Consider the following 19,081-nt stretch of genomic DNA (forward strand, 5'->3'; position numbering starts at 1 on the left):
ATAACCAAAAATGGAGCAGGGTATGGATAAAGAAATAGCACAGAAGAATGAAATCATCAATCTCTACAATCATGCGCGTATCAAACGGATAGGGGTAACGCTCGAAGAGAGCAAAAGCAAGGTCCATATCACGGGCTTTGTGACGCGTGTGGATATGAATACGGTGAATCTCTTTTTCGATAAAGAACCCTCTCTTCTCCCTATTCAGAATGTTATTCTTTCTTTTGAGTATAACAAGAATTTCTACTATTCTTCTCCTACGACGGTACGGCTTTATAATTTTCAGCTTCGTTCTATAGAGGTGTTGCTTCCCAATAGTGTGTGGTACCATCCGGTGAGGCGATTCAGTCGCTATAGTCCAAAGACGCCAGAGCTTCTCAGGGTTTTTATCAAAAAAATTGAAACCAAACCGCAGGAAAGCACGCAGGTGAATATCTCGGAACTTCCTGATACGCTTCGGGCCATTTATCTTGCTCTCAAGGAGGAAAATCCCGATCTCAAGAAGATTCTCTCCATGGTGGGAGAGGAGATTAAGCGCTTCAGTCATCAATTCAAGATCAATATCTTCAAGAATCTTGATCAGATTTCTCCTTTAGAGAGGGTGGTCTATACCTACAAAAAACCCTTCTGGATTGCCGATACAGAAAACATTCCCAATTATCTCCATATTGGGGAGAAATTTGGGGTGATTGGCTATGAGAAGTATTTTGAGATGATCAAGAAAAAGATGGCCCCTGATGTGTTGGACAAGATCAGACAGACGTATATCAGTCGGGGGATTCTTTCGTATCTTCTTTTGCCCATTCTCATTGGGGACAAAGTGGTGGGGGCTATTGAGATTACGGTGCCAAGGGATGGGGGAAGAAAGGAACTCAGTATCTACGATGTGTTTTATATCCGGAGTCTTGCTGATATCATTGGAGAGGTGCTGGTGAAATCGTATGCAAGCTCACCTGAAAACAAAGAGGAATACCTTGATGTGGTGGATATTTCCTTGGGCGGTATTTCTGTGGTCAACAAAAATATGTATCTCATGCATACCATCAAGGAAAATACCATCCTGAAACTTGGTATTCAGTACAAAGATATGGAACTTGAGGTGAGGGCAAGGGTGATACGGACAAACTATATTCCGGGTGAAAATGCAGGAGTAAGTATGGCGATGGAGTTTTTGGGCCTTGAAGAAGATGGCAGACAGTTGCTTTCAAAGATTATCAAGGAAAGTGAGAAGGGAGAATGAGAGAACAAAAACGGGGAAGGGAGTTTTTTCTCTGGAAAAGGTTTGTAGCCTGGTTTTCTGAACCAAGCAATAGACTGGTGTTCGGGCTTTTTTTATCCCTGATGGCTCTGGTTCCGTTAGTGTGGTGGGTGGAACAGGCAGGGGGGAACGACCTTTTCAAAACGATAGGGGATGCGCTTTGGTGGCTTATTGTGACTATCCCGACGGTGGGGTATGGGGATATTGTCCCAAAGACCGTTGTAGGGCGGGTTATTGGAGTGGTGGTGATTGTATTTGGGGTGGCTTTTTATGCCATCTTGAGTGGGCAGATAGTTTCCTTTTTGATAGACAAAAAACTCAAAGAAAGAAGAGGGTTATCGGTTGTGCGGGTAAAGAATCATATCCTTATTCTCGGGGTCAATAGTTATCTTGAGAAGCTCTTGACTATTCTCCCTGAATTTGCCGGGGAAAAGCATCTTGCCTTGGTGCTGGTGAATGACATGACGGAGGATGAGTTTCTCGAGGTGAAGAACAAGTTTCCCCATCTTTTGATGAAGTTTGTGTTTGGTGATTACACCAAAGAGGCGGTTCTGAAACGGGCCAATGTGGAAAATGCGATGCATGCTTTTATTTTAGCAGACAATTTTCATCATCGCTCTCTTGATGATGCTGATGAAAGGACGATCATGGCGACCTTGAGTCTCAAGGCCTTGAATCCCGATCTCTGTGTGAGTGCTGAGGCCATCAAAAGTGAAAAGGCAAGTGCCCTCAAAAGGGCCGGTGTGGAGAATGTCATCTTCAACGGGATGTTTAGCCCCACTCTTCTTTCGGCCTCGATGATTTCGCCTGCTATGCCGGTTTTCTTTGAGGACCTTTTGGCAAGTTATGAACATCCCCGTCTCATGGTGATCCCGGTGGATACGCGTTTTGTGGGGAAGAGTTTTCGCGAGTATTTTCTTGCTCTTCGGGAGAGAGAAAAACTCATTGTGGTGGGGCTTTATCGAGCGGAGAAGGAACTCAGCATTGAGGATATGTTATCAGGCAATGATGCTATTGATGAGTTCATACGTTCAAAATTGGCCGGCGAAACGGGAGAAGAGGACCTCAAATATCATGTCAAAATCAATCCTCCTGATGAGTATATCATTTCCCCTGATGATGCCTATGCGTTTGTGATACGGTAAGGAGAGACTATGAAGGGAAGAGAAAGAGAGGAGTTTTTGGCACGGCTCTCTTTGTTTGCTGATCTCACCGATGGAGAAAGGGCACAGGTAGCTTCCCTTCTCCATGAACGGCGGTATAAGAAGGGAGAGGTGATTGTCAGTGAAGGAGAAGAGGGGACGTCGCTTTTTTTGTTCAAGAAAGGGGTGGTACAGGTGACAAGTCAGATTACCCTGCGTCGGGCGGGGGAAGAATGGTTAGAGGCGGAGAAATCTATTGCCACCTACGATGAAACCAAGATGCCTTTCTTTGGGGAGATGTCTCTTCTCACAGGGGCTCCTCGTTCAGCCACGGTGAAGGCGATGAGTGATGTGGAACTGTATGAGGTGTTTCAGAGGGATTTTTATGCCCTGTGTGATGAGAACCATACCATTGGGTATAAGCTTTTGCGGGCTATTGCGGGGGTGTTGTGCAGTCGGATACGGACCCTCAATCAGAATATTCTGAAACTAACCACCGCCCTTTCGATTGTGGTGAGCAAGCGAAAGTGAGAGAAAGGGAAAGGACTTGCGTTTTTTGGGGAAGGAAGGTAAGATAAAAGGGTATGAAAAGAAGGGAAAAGGGATTTCGATGGCCAAAGGTGAGCCTTCAGGTGAAAGTGGTATTCTTTGTGGCTTTTGTCTTTGTTGTCTTTGCTATTCCTTTTATTCGTTATAGTACTCTTCAGCAAAAGCGGGCACAGGAAGATCTTATTGCCAAAAATCTTCGGGTGTATCTTGAAGCCTTTCGCAAGAATGTCGAAGAGTATGGGCGTGATAAGTGGGGAGAGGTGGTGGTGAATCTCCCCGAGACGACGATCCTTTCCTCTTCTCCGGCTGAAAGTGAGGAGAGTGCCATCAATCGTTTTCTTGAGAACATTTTTGGTACTCAACAAAAACAAAAGCAGCTTCAGAAACAGATTGCGGTACTCAAGTCAGCGATCAAGGAGCAGAGTCGTCAACAAAAGCTTCAGCAGCAAAAACAGCAACAGATCCTCATTCAGCGGCAATACCAATCCATTCAGGAGTATCTGTACACCCTGACCAATATCCCTTCGTTCAATATGGCTTTTTTTGTGGATCCCAATGGATATGTGATATTCCATACGATTCCTTCTAGTGTGGGCGAGAAGATCAGTGAAACGAATCGGCGGGTGATCTATGATGGGTATCTTCCTCGTCTGTATTTTGTGAGGCTCCAGCGCTCTTATGAGGCCTTTATTCCCCTTTATGATAGGGCTTTTGTGGAAAGCAAGGTGGGACAGGAATGGGCAGGGTATCTTTCTGCTCTGGAAACAGGACGTTTATTCCGGCGAAGGGCCCTTCCCCTTGAGGTGAGAAGGAATTTTACCTTTATTGAGAGATTTGATGAGACGTATAGGCGGTATTTTACTTCTGCCGGGGATTTGACTCCTGCAGGGGAAAGGCTCAAGGCCAAGGGAGTGATGACCTCTTCGTTAGTGCGAGGGGTGTATACTCTCAAGGCTCGATTTGATCAGTATAAACGTGGGCAGGAGATACCCCTCTCCTCAAATCAGATGGCCAATTTGGTGAGATGGTTTCAGGTGACGGGGATGTCAGAAAAGGAAGTAAAAGAACTGCAGAATCTTTATCGAAAAAAGAAAATTTTTTCTCATACGAATCTGTTGAAAGAAGAGGAAAAACTCACCCTTGGTTTTTTAGATAGTATAGAGCGCTACCTGAGGCGGTATCTTGAATTCTCTTCTTCTCAGGATCAAAAGAACTGGAAGCCCACAGAGGCTTTTGACCAGCTTCTCGCTGGCTATGCCTCCAATAGAGTCGAGGTGGGGAAAGTTGCTCCTGCTCGATTTACTCAGGACGGATATACCGCTGTTTTTGAGAAGACGTATTTTGTTAGTAGCATAAAAAAAGCGGCAGAACGCTGGCTTGTGTTGAGTGGATATCGTACCCATGCTAGGGATTTTGATGGGGAGGCTATTCACGGCCTTTTCCGTCATCTCTATGCCCCCTATCGCACGGGAACGGTGGCCATTCTTCTTTCTATTGATGATTTTGAGAAACAGCAGAAGGAAGTAGAACGCCGATCAGTGGATCTGGCTATTTTCTTGCTTGTGAGGGTGCTTTTGCTTGCCTGGATTTTTGTCAGGTTTCTTTTGCAGTCATTGGCAAGGCTTGCGGAGGGGACAGAAGAGATTGCCTCAGGGAAGTGGGGAAAACAGGTGGAGGTTTTTTCTCGTGATGAGATTGGGGATTTGGCTGAACGTTTCAATGCTATGAGTCTTCGGATTGCTAGGATGTTTCAGGAAGTCAAGGAAAAAAGCCGTATGGAGGCAGAACTTGAGTCAGCCAAGGAGATTCAGAGTGCTATCCTTCCCAAGGGATCTCCTCAGGTGCCGGGGTATCTTTTCACGGTGTATTATCAACCCCAGACGGAGTCGGGTGGGGACTATTATGACTTTGTTGAAGTAGGCGAGAATCGATTGGGGCTTGTGGTGGCGGATGTGACCGGTCATGGGGTAGGGGCCGGGATGGTGATGGCCATGCTTCGCTCTGCCCTTCGTACCTATGCGGTGGGGAAACTCGATGCCGCCAGAGTGCTGAAAGAGGTAAACCCTGTGCTCTTTCGTGATACCCTGCCTACGATGTTTGCCACGGTGTTTTATGGAGTGCTTGATACAAAAACTCACGAACTCTACTACACCAGTGCTGGACACCAGCAGGGGATTCTCTATCTTCCTGAGGAGAAAAAGATCCGGCTCCTCAAGGGGGGAGGGATGCCTGTGGGTATGGTGGAGTCGTCTCTTTTTGATCCGGAGATGCAACTCTACAAGGTTTCTCTTCGCCAGGGGGAGTTTCTGATTCTCTATACCGATGGAATTACTGAGGCCAAGAACAGAAAAAGTGAAGAGTTTGGAGAGACACGTTTCTATGAGGCCATTGTTCGTCATGCCTCTTCTCATGTGGATGGAATGCGGGATGGAGTTATAGGAGAACTGATGAATTTCTGTGGGGATGTTCCAGCCACGGATGATAGAACCATGCTGATTGTGTACAGAGCATAGAGCGTTTGAGAGGGGGCTTTGTTTTTTTGGAAAAACTCCGATAATAAAAAAAGGAGCAAGGGATGGCGAAGTATCTTATCGCTTTGCATGGTATTGGACTTCATAGGGGGTATCTCTCCTATCTCAAGGATTTTTTTGCTCAGCATGGCTATACGGTGATATGTCCTGATCTTTTGGGCTTTGGACAGACAACGCAGCACAATCGGGGGGATATAGCCAATTTTCATGACTATACCAAGGAAGTGGCTGAGATCAGTCGGGAGATACGGCGCACGGATGGAGAGGCAAGAATTTTTCTGTGGGGAGAAAGTCTGGGGGGAACAGTGGCTTTGATGTATGCTCTTGACTATCCTAAATGTGCCGCGGGAGTGGTAGCCGTAAACCCTATTCTCTCCACCCAGTTAGGCGTATCAAAGATACGGCAGGTTCAACTGGATATGTTGGCCTCGGTGGCTCCGGAGAAGAGAATTGATCTTCCCTTTCTTCTTCAGGATTTGACGGATGATGAAAAAGTGGCTGGGGTGATTGCTTCTGATGAGATGGTGTGTTCATCCGTGACAGGAAGATTCTGGTTTGCCCTCTCCAAAGCCTGTGTGTTTCTCTGGACGGATGCTTCTCGTATGGGAGTGCCTTTTCTTTTTCAGTATTCCACCGGGTCGCATCTTGTGTCTGAAAGTGCTCTTGAACATTTCTTTTCTGCGGCTCCTGTGGCCTTGAAACAAAAACAGGCCGTGGAGGGTCCGGTTTTTCTTTCCCTCAGTCAAAAAAGAGAAGAGTATTTTCACAAGGCTTTTTCTTTTTTTGAGTTGTGTGAGGCTCAAACAAAATAAAGGATGAGCCTTTGGGTTCTGAGAGAAGAGAAAATCTTTGGAAGATGTCTTTTCAAAAGAGATAGCTCAGGGAAACGAGACCCCTTTCTGTAGGTTGAACATCGGAAAGAAAAAGAGAAAAAAGATAATTATCTACCCAGGTGAAGGCAAGACGAACGTTTTTCCCTACCGCCCGGATACCCAGAGCCAAGGACCACTGTCGTAAAGGTCTTGGAGACGTCCAGAGGTGGTCGGTGAAAAGCCCAAGATGAAAAGGAATATCCCAGAGAGGGAGTTTACTTCTCCAGCCGAGGTGAATAGTCCATGGGGTGAGTTCAGAGACAGGAAGGTTTTCTGTGATTCCATCAGAGAGAAATCCCATGGACGCGGTATCCGTGTAGTCTATCTCTGCGAACCATTCTCCCACTGCGAAGCGAGAGGCAAACCCTACGGCCAATCGAGAAGGAAATCTCTCCTGCACCTCTTTTCCATACAGGGAAGACGACCATGAGAGAGGGGAGAACGTTTGCCAGGAAACGCCAAGTCGCCATGTTTCGCTGAGCTGATAGAGGGAACCGAGGGAAAAAGCCAAGCCTGTTCCATAGGAGGTGTATTCTTTTCCAATCAGGCCTCCTAAGAATCCCCCCACCCGAAGGTTGGGAAGAAGAAGCCATGAGCCACTAACGCCGGTTCGGTACACGGCGAGGTCTGAACCCACAGAGCCAATAATTCGTCGGAGAGAAAAACCCACTCCCGAGAAAGAGTTTCCTATGGAAAAAGAAAGGGAGAGGAGAGGATCTGGGGCAAGTTGATATCGACCACTGAGGGGATCGACGAGGGTAAGAGAGGTAGAAAGATCCCATGTGAGGAGGGGTCGACTCACAAAGCCTGTGGAAGCTGGTTGGATGTCAAAAGAAGGGGTGTCTATAGACACTACATAGGCCTGTCCAATACCTGTGGTGTCTGCTCCTGTGTCTATCACATGCCACGCTCTCCAGCCGTAGAGAAGGGAAAATCCAGTGAGAAAGAGAATCAGAAGATGCTTACTCATGGTCGATTTTGAAGTTGGCCATAGCGTTGTCGAGTTGCTGGATGGCTTCGAAGCTCTTGTCAAAAGCTTCACTGAGATTGGCATACGACTGGCTGATGAAGGAGATACCCTCCATCAGTCGCTGGCTGATGGAGGCGAGTTTTTCAGCCGTATCATTCAAATGACTCATGATCTCAGAGAGAGAAGCATCGTTGGTTTCGATGATGCTCACATTTTCTTTGATGGCCTGAGCAACCTCCTGCATCTGGGCAAGTTCTTTCAAACTGGCTTCAGCGGTGGAGGTTTCCCGTCTTGCCATCTGAGCAATGGATTCTATCTGACTGGTTGTGGCCTGCATTTCATTTTGCATGGTTTTGAAAATCTCGTTGAGTTTTTCGTTGATAGTGGCCCCTCGTTCATTGCGCTGTTGCATCTCATGGATGAGAGATTCTATCTGACGGGCGGATTCTGCGGTGTGGATGGCGAGTTCCCGTACTTCAGAGGCCACAATAGCAAAGCCTTTTCCGTATTCACCGGCGTGAGAAGCCTCAATAGCCGCATTCATAGCAAGAATATTGGACTGGTCTGAAATATCCATGATCAGCTTTACAATCTCATATACCTTTTTGTTGGTTTCCTGAATACCCTTGGTGGCCTCGAGAAGATCCTGAAGCCCTGAGGTTCCATCACCGATCACTCGAGAGAGTTTTTCAAATCGCTCTGTTGAGGAGAGGGTCATAGAGATCATGTCTTTGAAGGTAGAAGCAACCTTCTGGAAGGACTGGGCTACGTGTTCGAGAACATTTTGCTGGTTCTGGAAGTTGGCAATGGCCTTTTTGACTTCCTGCATGGTTTGTTTGAAGCGGGAGGTGGCTTCTTTGATCACATCAACCTGGGCTTCGTAGTTCTCTCCTGCTTCGGTGATGAGGTGGGTGACCTCTTCAGCCTCTTCACGGGATTTGGTCATGATATTGTTGGTGATTTCCCCAGATTGCTTGACGATACGCTGCATATCCTTGATGGTGAGAAATGTCTTCTGGAGTTTTTCAAGGATTTTGTTGATGCCGGCTGTCATCATGCCCACATTATCAAAACTGATGATGAATACCCTCTTGGCAAGATTCATATCCCCTTCAGAAAATCGCATAATCTGGTCCCGCAAGTTTGAGATATGAGACTGGTTTTCCCACAGGATGGTGGCAAAAAGAATAGCCCCCATTACAAGAAGAAAACCTTCAATGAAAAGGAAATGAGAAGCAGCCTGTTGAAGGGTAACTGTTTGGTTTGTTTGGAACATGTAGTAAATATAGTATATTGCTCCTACCGCGCTGAAAACGGTGATGAAAAGCACAAGAAGAAAACCGGGGAGAAAAATCTTGTAAAAGGTAGATTCGTACTTTTCACTGCTGTCCTCAAGAGAGGTAATTCCCATGAGGTATTTGGCCTCAAGCCAGGCAAGGTTGACCATACGGGCTGTAACAAGCCCATTGAGAATACCAAAACTGAGAGCAAGAACTAACCGACTTATCCAGTAGAAGGGGACAAAAGGCTTGTGTTCGATGACGATTTCTGCTAAAAAATTGAGACCGGCCCCTGCAGCATAGGCTAAAAGTCCGACGATAAAGAGAAACCCCTGAATGGCATGGAAAGAGCGCATGGCTTTGTGTCTGAGCCAATGGGGAATTTCCTCTCCTGATTGGGCCAATCTTGTAGCTCTTGCGACAGGCCTGTAGAAAAGATAGACAATAAAAGAACAAATGGGACCTAAGATGGTTACCACCACGGCCATTTTTATCCAGAAGGAAATCCTCTCCTCTGGGGGCATCACAAAAAGGAAAGGAAGAATGACAGAGTAAAGGAAAATAGAAAGATAGATACTAAAAAACGTCGCCCCGACAACACGAAGGGTAATAGAAGATTTTTTCATCGGTATCCGCTCCTCTCTGCGGTTTCTTCTTTATATATCGACAGGAGAAAAGGGTATCTTGAAGAAAAAGAGGATAGATTTCAAAAGAATGCTTCCAGGAAAAGAGAGATGATGACGGAAGTTATGGATCGATGAAAAGAAAAAATATCCATGGTGACTTTGGGAAAGCTATTAGGAAATACTGAAAAACATGGACAGGGGTACCATCAAAACATGGTTAGATGGTTCTGTCCATATTTACAAGGAGAGGGTGGAACTGGAGTACTATGAGATAAGCTCTACAGCGCACAAAATCTCCTCCACCCTCTCCCAGAAGACGACATTTCTATTGAGATAAATATGACGACATTTCTATTGAGTTGCGAGACGACATGCATGGGATATTGACTTTTTTTTTTTTGTCTTATAATACATATAGTTATTTTGAAAGGAGGAAAAAATGAATTCTATTCTAAGTTATGTTTTGGAAAGGAAAAGTGTTTTGGAAAGGGTCAAAAACTTGCTTATCGAACAACTAAATCTTAATCTTGAGAAAGATGAAATTGATAATGATGCTCCTTTATTTGGAATGGGTTTGGGGTTGGATTCAATTGATGCACTAGATTTGATAGTTGGAGTGGAGAGGGAGTTTGGTATAAAAGTGAATGAAAATGATATGTTTGCTTTCAGGTCTGTAAATTCTTTGGTAGACTATATCATGGGAATTTCTTTTGAGGCAAATGTTTCTTCTGGAAAAGTGGATTTTGTAAACGAAGAGTTGGTAGAGGTTTATGATGAATTGAGAGAAAATGGTGCAGTTGGATTTAGAGAAGAAAGGTTCTTTATTTTGGAAATGGAGATGAAAGAAGGGATATTAGAATTCTTGGGGAAATTTATAGCTGGAAAAGTCCATTTGTTGGATTCTTATAAAATTTTGCATTCTGTAATTTTAGATGAAGATGGTAAGATTCGTGATATTGTATATATTATGCCATTTGAAAATAAAATATGGGTGCTTGTTACGGAAGCTTCTAAGTTGTTTTTGTTGGAGAAAGGAAAGGATATTGGTGTACGAGATGTTTCGGAGGATTATGAAATCGTAGGGGTGGAAGGAGTTTTTTCATGGAGATATGTAAAAGAAATTGTGGGGGTTGAAATATTAGGATTAACGTATCTGAGGATGTATGAATGGTTTATGGACGGGGAAAGGGTTATTGTTTCTCGAGCAGGTGTTACAGGGGAATATGGGTATCGCTTTTTTATAAAAAAGGGAAAGGGGCGGAGTTTGATGGACAAATTTGTGTCATTGGGGGTAAAAGAAGTGGGTGGTGAGGTTCTGGAAAAATTGTTTTTAGTATGTATGAATGAGTTTCGTTTTCCCTGTGTTCCCCTTTCAATAAGAAAGGGTGATTCGGTAATAGAAAATGAATTAAGATGGATGATTGATTGGAGAAGAGAAGATTTTGTGGGACGGGAATCTTTGGAGAAAGAAAAACAAAATTTTATGGAAGGGGTAATATGTGTGGTGATTAAGCCTTCTGAGGTAGATATCTTTAGAAACAAAGAGGAAATTTTGAGAGAGGGAAAAATTTATGTGGGAGAGGCTGAAATAGGCAGAATGCTTAATCTGTTTTTTTCTATGAAAATAAAGATGTTTTTTGGGTATGCGAAGATGTCTAAAGAATGGGCGTATGCGGGGATTAAAGGAATGGTATTAAAAACAAAAGATAAGGATTATGAAATAATGACTGTTACTACGCCTCTTTTTCTTACAAGAAGTTCCCAGGTGACAATGGAGTAACAAAGGAGGGGGTATGGAAAGAGTTGTTGTGAGTGGCGTTGGTGCTATAGGAGCGGTGGGAAATAACGTAAAAGAAATAATCGAGAATGTTTTAGAAGGAAAGACAGGCATAAAGAGGGTAAAAAGATTAGATTGTCAGGGTTGTTGGTCGGACAAAGGGGGAGAGGTTTCTTTTTCGAATGAAGAATTGATAGATTTGATTGGGAAAAATTTTAGATCAGGACGTAACCTGTTATTGGAGCGGGGAGAGATTTTGCTTTTTAAGGCTTTATTTGAGGCTTTGGAGGATTCCCAATTGAGGAAAGAAGATTTGGAGGGAAGAAAAGTTGGTTTGTTTATAGGTACTTCTTTATGTGGTTTTACAGAATTAGAAAGTTTTTATAGAGAATTTTTACTTTTTAATAAAAAAATACCGTTGCGTTCTTTATTAGTGTATCCTTTAAATTGTGTATCTCAAAGAATTCGTTATGAGTTGGGTATTGAGGTGGAAATGGAGATGGTTTTTTCTACTGCATGTTCTTCTTCATTACATGGGGTGTTAATAGGAGCAAATTTCATTAAAGAAGGGCACTTGGATTTAGCTATTGTAGGAGGAACAGATCCTTTAAGTTTGATATCTTTTGCAGGATTTTCTTCGTTAAGATCGTTGGCTAAAGAGGGTAGTTCTCCTTTTAGTACGAAAAGTGTGGGATTAACAATAGGTGAGGGGGCGGGTGTTTTAATTTTGGAAAGCGAGAAGAAGGTTAAAGAAAGAAAAGGTGTTTGTTATCCATATTTTTTGGGAGGAGGTTGTACTTCTGATGCGTATCATCCTACTGCGTCAGATCCCACGGGTATACATATTAAAAAGGCAATGGAAATGGCATTGGAAGGTCTTAACTTGCAGAGTAGTGAAGTTATTTTGTATGCTCATGGAACGGGAACTGCTCATAATGATATGGTAGAATATAGGGCATTTTCTCAAATAAGACATAAGTTTAAGAATAGTATGATATCAGCGCCAAAATCTTTCTTGGGGCATACTTTGGGGGCTTCTGGGGTATTAGAATTGGCTTTATTGTGTAAAGGTTTTAATGAAAAAAAGTGGTTGCCTATAGTTGGGTTTTCTGAACCAAGACCGGGATTGGGAAAAAGAGAAGATTTTTATGTAAGTTTCTCTTCTTTTTCTTCTTTTGATGTGGGAATGAAAAATTCTTTTGCATTTGGGGGAAATAATGTCAGTGTAGTGGTTGGAGGGGGAAAGTTTTTAGAGGAAAAAGAGTCAGGATGTCTAAAAGAAGATAAAATTGTGGTATCAGGAATAGGTTTGGTTACAGGATATAATTTCTTTGAAAAGGAGAAAATCTTAGTTGCAATGAGTGAAGGTAAAACGAGTATAAGAGAAGTTTCTTTAGTTGAAGGTTTTTCTGGAAAGCGTAAAAGCCAAAAAGTATCAAAAATAGATATAGAAAGAGTGGAAGAGATGTTAGGAGAAAAAAGAATAAGAAATATAAGAAAGATGGATAGAATTAGTAAATTAGCGGTACTGGGTGCCAAAATGGCTATAGAGGACGCTCAAATAAAGGTAAATATGCAGAATACTTACCAAATAGGATTGGTAACGGGAACGGCAACAGGTGGATTGGAAAGTGTTAAAAATTTTTTTGATGGAGTTATATTAAATGGAGTCGAAAAGGCGGATGCGGGTATATTTCCTAATACGGTAATAAATGCATCTACGGGGTGGATTGCAGTGGAATTGGGTATAAGGGGTTATACTACAACTTTATGTCAGGGTGCAAGTTCGGGGGTGGCGTCTCTTTTGTTAGCGGAGAGATTGTTACGATGGGGGATATGCGAAGCTGTGGTGGTAGGTGCTTATACTGAATATTCTGAAGCATATCATAAGGCTTTGTTAGACATAAAAATGATAAGTGATGATCAAAAATTGTATTCCTATGATGGGGAAGGGTTTGTTTTAGGAGAAGGTGCGGTGTTCTTTGTTTTGGAAAAGGCTGAGAATGTGAAGAAACGAGAGGGGCGTATGTATGGATGTATAGAGGATATTTCTATGATTTGTGCTCCTGTTTTTCCAAACTCTTATCGAGATTTTGTGGTTAAGGAAGCCCTTTTTCTTCGCAAAAAGCCCATATATGAGAAGGTAGAATTAATTTTTGGGGAAGGACATGGACATCATCAAGTGGCAAAACAAGAGTTGAAGATTCTTTCCGAAATGGAAAAAGTGATAGGGAAAAATATAAAATTAACTACTCTTACTGACTATTTTGGTTATATTCCTGGGGTTAATTTGATGTTGAATTTGGGAGTTTTCTTACTATCAAATAATGAAATATTTCCTATTCAGAGTATTTCAGATGAAATAATAAAAAATAAATGTATAAGAGAAAAGACAAATTTTTCTGTTAATAGTGCTTTATTTTCTTCTTTGGCGGAAGGAGGTGTTTATTCTTGTGTGGTTGCTAGTAAGTAAAATAGAGGTGGAGGTAAGAGGTGTAATATGTCGATTGATGGCTTGAAGTGGACTACTGTAGAAATTATGCCAAGGTTTTATGAAATAGATAGTTATGGAATTGTTAATAATATGTTTTATGTGGGTTGGTTGGAGATAGGGCGTTTTAAAATTGCTGAGGAAGCAGGTTTGATAGAGCAAAAAGTGTTAGATGAGAAAATTGCATTTGTTGTTTCTAGTATTGAAATTAGATATAAGAAACCGGTCTCTTTTTTGGACACTGTTTTGTTAGAGAATCTATTATCATGGGAAGGAACGGGGAAGTTGGTGTTTTATCATAAGGGGAAGAATAAGCGAACAAAAGAAGAAGTGGTATTGGCAAAAACAGTAGTGATATGTATGAAAGAGGGAAAAGTGGCAGTTAATTTACCTTCGTTTATTGCAGAAAAGGTGAGTTTTTTTATTAATTCTGTTCAAGGAGGAATGTTAAAATGTCCAGAAAAGTTTTTTGGTTAGGAATAGTGGTGATTACACTGTGTTTTCTCTGTGCTTTTGTTCTGGTGTATCAAGGTGAAAATGGAAAAGAAGGAGGGGAAGAAGGGGTTGTTAGAAGAGTAGAAAGGTTTTTGTATGAAGTGTATAAAGGAGAAAAAAAGCCAAATGGAGACAATCTGATAGGATTGAGAAATGAAACAAATGTTTTTTTTGTTTTGAATGTATTTTTAAATACACAACCAGAGATTTTTTTGTCTCAGGAATGGATTCAATTTTGGAAGACGAATGATGACGTGAAATTGATGTTAGCTATTGCTGAAAAGAGGTTAGGAAGACAGGAATATATGCAGCATTTTGAACTGGAAAAGCTTGTTTTTAAGATGAACTATTATCGCTACGCCCAGTTATTCGGGTTGTCTTCAATTGGGCGGAAAGATTTTCTCAACTTAAAGAAATTAGTTGTCTATGCTCACGATAATGATTTTCTAGATGTTGCTGTAGATGTAGCCACCAACTTGCTTACTTTGTCTTTTGTTGATCCGGAGGTTATGTCGTATTATGGAAGTACATTAACCAAATATGCTCTTATTAAAAATTCTCCGGTTGATAAGGTTGATTTTGTTTCGAAGGGCTCATACTATATTGACAGAGCAGTAAATGAATATCCTGATTTTCTTATTCCTCGTTTTGTTCGTGTATTTAATTATTTAAGTTTACCGTCTTTTTTTAAGAAGGGAAAATTTGTAGAGGAAGATTTATCAATTTTGCTTTCAAATTATCAACATGATAAAAAAATGAGGATAGTTATAAATTATGCAGAAGTGGAAGAGGTGGAAATTCCATTGGCTCAATTGCGTGAAATAAAGAGAAGATTAAGAGAAAATAAGGTTTTATCCACTGAAAAGAGAAAAGTTTATATCGAGATGATAGAAAAAATGGAGAAGTAAGGAGGAGAAGTTTATGGGCAAAATAGCTCTGGTGACGGGGGGAAGTCGGGGAATAGGACGGGCTATTGTAAGGGAACTTACCGAAAACGGTTATTTTGTGTGCTTTACTTATAGAAGGGGTAAAGAAGAAGCTTATAGAATTGTGCAGGAAATTGGCGAGGATAAGGTGAAAGCTTTTGAATGCAATATACAAAATTTTGATGAAGTTAAAGAGAAAGTGGAGGAAGAGGTCATTAAACCTTTCGGTGCTTGTGATGTGCTTGTAAATAATGCTGGAATTACGAAAGATAATTTGTTTCCTTTGATGGAGATAGAAGATTTTCGTGAGGTAATAGAGGTAAATCTTATTGGTATGGCGAATGTGACAAACGTATGTATAAAAAGTATGATGGGAAAACGGGAAGGTGTCGTAGTAAATATTGCATCGGTAAGTGGTATTTTGGGCTCTTTCGGACAGACTAATTACGCCGCAGCGAAAGCAGGTATTATTGCTTTTACTAAGGCATTGGCTAGGGAAGTGGGAAAGTATAATATAAGAGTAGTAGGAGTTGCTCCAGGCTTTGTTGAGACAGAGATGTTTGCCAAAATTCCTTTTGATAAAAAGAAGCAAATGATAGGAAATGTTTCTTTGGGAAGAGCTGGGAAACCGGAGGAAATTGCATCTATCGTTTCTTTCCTTGTTTCCTCTAAAGCTTCTTATATCACGGGGACAACGATTATTGTTGATGGAGGTCTAGTATGAGTGAAAAAATGAAATTCTCTATTAATGAATTATATCAAATTTTACCTCATAAGTATCCTTTTTTGCTGGTAGATGAATGTTATGATATTATTCCTGGTAAGAGTGGAATAGGAGTGAAGTATTTTTCTATCAATGAATGGTTTTTTCAAGGACATTTTCCTGGTCGTCCTATCGTACCAGGGGTTCTCATTATTGAAATTATGGCACAGGTTACGGCAGTTGTTTATGTAGCGGAAGCTTTAGGAATGCAAAATGAAGATAATGGAAAAAGTACTTACATAACTGGAAAATTAGCTGAAAAGGTTGGTTATTTGGTGAGAGCAGATGTGAAATTTATGGCACCAGTCATTCCACCTGCTATTCTTGAGGTTAAGGTAAATATTGAAAGAAAAGTCGGGAATCTGTCAAGGGTAAAAGTAATGGCGCAGGTTGGAAGAAATATAGTAGCAGATGGTTTTTTGGATGTATCCGAAAATAAATAATAATGGAGAGATGAAATTAAGAGGAGGGTATTATGGTAATTTCTTGGATTTTTTTAATAGTGTCAATTATTACCTTGTTTATTCTACCGTTGCAATATGTATTGATTGTTCTTATTTTTCTGTTTTCTGTATTAGTGTGGTATGAAATTTATAAGAAAGGTGTAAGTTTGTTGGACGTGAGTATGTGGATTACTTATACCTTAATTGGTATTATATATTATTTTTTTCGGTATGAAAATGTATTGCCTTATACTGGAAGTATTATTTATAGTGTTTTAAGTGTAGCGAGTTTTTTGGGACTTATTTTCAAAAGGCCTTTTACGATGGTAAATATGAAAGAGGGAAAAGAAGAATTATCTAAACATATGTTTATTTCTAGCTTTTTAGGAGTGGTCTTTTTAATTGCTTTATATTTATCTGTGGTTTTATTTCCTTCCTCGGCTTATATTTATATTCCTCTAATTGTTTCTGGAGTTGGAAGTGTTGTTGCTGTATTTTTGGGAAAATTTTTGTGGAAGATTTGGATGATGGTAAAAGAGTTGCAAAAGTTATATGGAAAAAATATTTTTCATTTTTCTTTTCGAGAAAAAAATATTAAGAGAGGGAAAGTGTGTCTAGAAAGTGAAAAATATACTATAAAAGTATTTTTGGGAGATGAAAATTTAGAAGGAAAGAAGGAGTTCTTTGAATTGTTGAAAAAAGGGTATCTTTCTGTCTATATGAAGGGGGATATGAGGGATGAAAAGAGTTATGAAAGTTTCTTTGAAGAAATTCGGCAGGAATATGAAAAATTTAAGGACAATTCTTATGTTTTTGTATGCTATGATAATGCCACTAAAAAAGGGGTGGGCTGTATTCGTTTTGTGATTTCTGTTGAGGAAAAAAGATTGCCTTTAGAGGGATTTTTAAACATTTCTTTAGATTTTTTACGAGAAAAAGGATTGCGTTTATGTGAGGTGGGGAGGTTGGCTATTTCTGGAGAGGGGGCAAAAAGAGGAGAGATTTTAGAGGCGTTAGGAAATATGTTTGTACTTTTTTTGGTTTCTAAAGATATTGATGTTGTTTTTACTGCTGCTGTAGGAGAAACAAAGAATCTTTATGAAAAAGCAGGATTTCATTTTATTAAAAGAGAATTTTTTGATCAAGAAACGTTACAAAAAGCAGAACTTGGTTTTTTTGATACTAATAGCTATCTTTTGCATCTTGAAGAAAAGATGACAAGTAAAAGGAAAATGGTTTATTTGTTATGGTGGGTTTATATAGTAAAATTGTGGATTAGAAGAGTAAGAGGTTTTCTAAAAATTTCTGTAAAGAGAGTGAAAGATGGAAGTTTCTTATCTTCATTTCTGAAAGAATTATAATTTTTATGGAGGAGGTTGTAAATTTATATGATTTTTGTTTTTGAGGGACAGGGAAGTGTTTTTCCTGGTATGGCAAAAGAAGAGTATAACTCAAATGAACAGTTTCGTTATTTTTTTGATTACGTTTCCAACAGGAGACCTGAAAGAGAGAGAAAAGGATAAAGAAGTTACCCCTGGCTCAAAAGATTTTTGTCAACTGTAGTATACAGGGAACATTTTAGATAAACAAGTTTTTTCTGGGGAAAGTACCCTTTTTAGGCCATAAAACAGGGCAATAAGTACGTACCATCCCTATGTTTTATATCACATCCTGCCAGTAGACACCATCGATAGCCTCATCACGATTATAGTAGTAATGCAAACGCACAGCAAGAACATTGGTTGCCCCTTCTCTTTTCCATACCCCTACATCCATTCTCTGGTTTATGGTTCGCATCACCCGTTCTGCCCTTGAGGTTGTTCCTGGCAAACCATCTTCACTGTCACAGGCGAACATGTCTTTTTGAGCACGAAGAAGATAATAAAAACAATGTTTGCGCCCTTTTTCGTGAAATAAGTCAAGAAGATTCTGAATATGCTGTCTGCGCTCGCTTTGATAACCAAGTCTTGTTTGCCAGTCATTTTTGTACCCCAAGAAACAGGCTTTCCCTGTTTCAGCGACAATATTTGTCCACTCAGAAGAACGATATCTCACTCTATCAAGACGAAGAAAATACTTCAATTGATAACTTACATGCCACAAACATCGTTGAAAAACGATACCGGGATGTTTGCCCTGGTTAATCCCTGTATCTCCATCGACAACAAGAAAAAACCGAGAAAAAGAGTGTTTTTCTTGAATGGGCTTAAGAAGTTTGTCCCAACCTGCATGGTAATTATCCACAAGAAGGCCTGCTATTCTTGTATTTTTTCCTGTCAATGGGGAGGCTTGTTGCCTCTCCTGCAAAAGAATTTTAGCTTCTTCTCCTTTTTTCTTGCCCTGAACAGGAATACCCGTCCCATCGGCTTCTCCACAGGGTTTTTCTTTTTCTGAGATACTGAAATGTATCTTTCTCCCAATATTTTGAAGGTTTTTCCAGAGGGTGCTAAGACCTATTTTATACCCTGTGAAGGAAAGAATACGAGCGGCCACTCGATAGGTGGTAAGAGCCCCGGCTAAAGCCACTCTGTAGATATCTTTCAGGATTTGCCTTTTTCGCTTTTCTACACCAAGAAGAGATCTTGTGAGAAAAAGTTTTCTTCCACACTTTTTGCATTGAATTTGGAGCTGAGGAAGAGTGATCTTTCCAAAGGGCATCAGAACAAAAACAGTGTTTTTTCCATGCTTTGTTTTCCATATGAAGTGATGTTTTTCTCCGCATGTACAGGTGATACGACCTTCTTTTATTTCTTTTTCTGCCACTTCTACAGAAATCTGATGAACAAATGACTCAAACACTCCTTTGATGGCCTGGAGAAAAACCACCACTAACGTCTCAAGTTTTGTGTCAGGGTAGTCGATAGTCAAAGTGAAGGTGAATTCTTTACGCATGGGTTCCTCCTTGTGTCCTATTATCGGCCAGGGAGGAACTTTTTTTTGCTTTTCCTCATCTTCCCA

The 19,081-nt window shown here is 40.9% G+C and carries 17 protein-coding genes; 14 read left to right on the plus strand and 3 right to left on the minus strand.

Translation table 11 applies throughout. The features are described 5' to 3' along the window. The first annotated feature begins 22 nt into the window (after window positions 1-22). The 5 genes from BREVNS_RS06590 to BREVNS_RS06610 all read left to right on the plus strand — a co-directional run bounded on the left by BREVNS_RS06590 (window position 23) and on the right by BREVNS_RS06610 (window position 6,292). Window positions 23-1,240, plus strand: a complete 1,218-nt coding sequence (locus tag BREVNS_RS06590; protein WP_483426229.1) for a PilZ domain-containing protein — start codon at window positions 23-25, stop codon at window positions 1,238-1,240. Further along, window positions 1,237-2,403, plus strand: a complete 1,167-nt coding sequence (locus BREVNS_RS06595) for a potassium channel family protein (protein ID WP_483426230.1) — start codon at window positions 1,237-1,239, stop codon at window positions 2,401-2,403. Before BREVNS_RS06590 ends, BREVNS_RS06595 begins: the two co-directional genes overlap by 4 nt. Window positions 2,404-2,412: 9 nt before the next feature. Then, window positions 2,413-2,931 carry a Crp/Fnr family transcriptional regulator gene (locus BREVNS_RS06600; RefSeq protein WP_483426231.1) on the plus strand — a complete coding sequence of 173 codons (519 nt, stop codon included), beginning with the start codon at window positions 2,413-2,415 and terminating at the stop codon, window positions 2,929-2,931. Between the two features lie 53 nt (window positions 2,932-2,984). Then, complete coding sequence (locus BREVNS_RS06605; RefSeq protein ID WP_483426232.1) at window positions 2,985-5,462, plus strand: PP2C family protein-serine/threonine phosphatase; 2,478 nt, start codon at window positions 2,985-2,987, stop codon at window positions 5,460-5,462. Between the two features lie 62 nt (window positions 5,463-5,524). Continuing rightward, a complete protein-coding gene (locus BREVNS_RS06610; RefSeq protein WP_483426233.1) occupies window positions 5,525-6,292 on the plus strand; it encodes an alpha/beta fold hydrolase in 768 nt (255 codons plus the stop codon). A gap of 52 nt (window positions 6,293-6,344) precedes the next feature. Here the strand turns inward: BREVNS_RS06610 and BREVNS_RS06615 are convergent, their stop codons facing one another. Continuing rightward, window positions 6,345-7,322: a hypothetical protein gene (locus BREVNS_RS06615; RefSeq protein WP_483426234.1), complete on the minus strand. Its 978-nt coding sequence runs from the start codon at window positions 7,320-7,322 to the stop codon at window positions 6,345-6,347. After that, window positions 7,315-9,228, minus strand: a complete 1,914-nt coding sequence (locus BREVNS_RS06620; protein ID WP_483426235.1) for a methyl-accepting chemotaxis protein — start codon at window positions 9,226-9,228, stop codon at window positions 7,315-7,317. The genes BREVNS_RS06615 and BREVNS_RS06620 overlap by 8 nt, the downstream gene beginning before the upstream one ends. 190 nt (window positions 9,229-9,418) lie before the next feature. Between BREVNS_RS06620 and BREVNS_RS06625 the strand changes: the two genes are divergently transcribed. From BREVNS_RS06625 to BREVNS_RS06665, 9 genes are all read left to right on the plus strand, one after another. Then, window positions 9,419-9,565, plus strand: a complete 147-nt coding sequence (locus tag BREVNS_RS06625; RefSeq protein WP_483426236.1) for a hypothetical protein — start codon at window positions 9,419-9,421, stop codon at window positions 9,563-9,565. A gap of 102 nt (window positions 9,566-9,667) precedes the next feature. Continuing rightward, window positions 9,668-11,008 carry a phosphopantetheine-binding protein gene (locus BREVNS_RS06630; RefSeq protein WP_483426237.1) on the plus strand — a complete coding sequence of 447 codons (1,341 nt, stop codon included), beginning with the start codon at window positions 9,668-9,670 and terminating at the stop codon, window positions 11,006-11,008. Between the two features lie 13 nt (window positions 11,009-11,021). Beyond that, window positions 11,022-13,478: a beta-ketoacyl synthase N-terminal-like domain-containing protein gene (locus tag BREVNS_RS06635; protein WP_483426238.1), complete on the plus strand. Its 2,457-nt coding sequence runs from the start codon at window positions 11,022-11,024 to the stop codon at window positions 13,476-13,478. Between the two features lie 27 nt (window positions 13,479-13,505). Then, window positions 13,506-13,973: an acyl-CoA thioesterase gene (locus BREVNS_RS06640; protein ID WP_483426239.1), complete on the plus strand. Its 468-nt coding sequence runs from the start codon at window positions 13,506-13,508 to the stop codon at window positions 13,971-13,973. Next, window positions 13,949-14,899, plus strand: coding sequence for a hypothetical protein (locus BREVNS_RS06645; protein WP_483426240.1), 951 nt, complete (start codon window positions 13,949-13,951; stop codon window positions 14,897-14,899). Before BREVNS_RS06640 ends, BREVNS_RS06645 begins: the two co-directional genes overlap by 25 nt. A gap of 13 nt (window positions 14,900-14,912) precedes the next feature. Beyond that, the gene (gene fabG, locus BREVNS_RS06650) at window positions 14,913-15,641 is read left to right on the plus strand and encodes a 3-oxoacyl-ACP reductase FabG (protein WP_483426241.1); all 729 of its coding nucleotides are present in this window, start codon (window positions 14,913-14,915) and stop codon (window positions 15,639-15,641) included. Continuing rightward, a complete protein-coding gene (gene fabZ, locus BREVNS_RS06655; RefSeq protein WP_483426242.1) occupies window positions 15,638-16,123 on the plus strand; it encodes a 3-hydroxyacyl-ACP dehydratase FabZ in 486 nt (161 codons plus the stop codon). Before fabG ends, fabZ begins: the two co-directional genes overlap by 4 nt. A 32-nt stretch (window positions 16,124-16,155) precedes the next feature. After that, on the plus strand, window positions 16,156-17,484 hold the full coding sequence (locus tag BREVNS_RS06660; protein WP_483426243.1) for an N-acyl amino acid synthase FeeM domain-containing protein: 1,329 nt from the start codon (window positions 16,156-16,158) through the stop codon (window positions 17,482-17,484). Window positions 17,485-17,511: 27 nt separating this feature from the next. Then, entirely contained in the window at window positions 17,512-17,646 is a 135-nt protein-coding gene (locus tag BREVNS_RS06665; RefSeq protein ID WP_483426244.1) for a hypothetical protein, read from the plus strand. A gap of 136 nt (window positions 17,647-17,782) precedes the next feature. On the opposite strand, the gene BREVNS_RS06670 is transcribed toward BREVNS_RS06665, so the two are convergent. Beyond that, window positions 17,783-19,015 (minus strand): hypothetical protein, encoded by a 1,233-nt coding sequence (locus tag BREVNS_RS06670; protein ID WP_483426076.1) that lies wholly within the window; start codon window positions 19,013-19,015, stop codon window positions 17,783-17,785. Window positions 19,016-19,081 lie beyond the last annotated feature (66 nt).

Source organism: Longinema margulisiae (assembly GCF_025266855.1).
Taxonomy (GTDB): domain Bacteria; phylum Spirochaetota; class Brevinematia; order Brevinematales; family Thermospiraceae; genus Thermospira.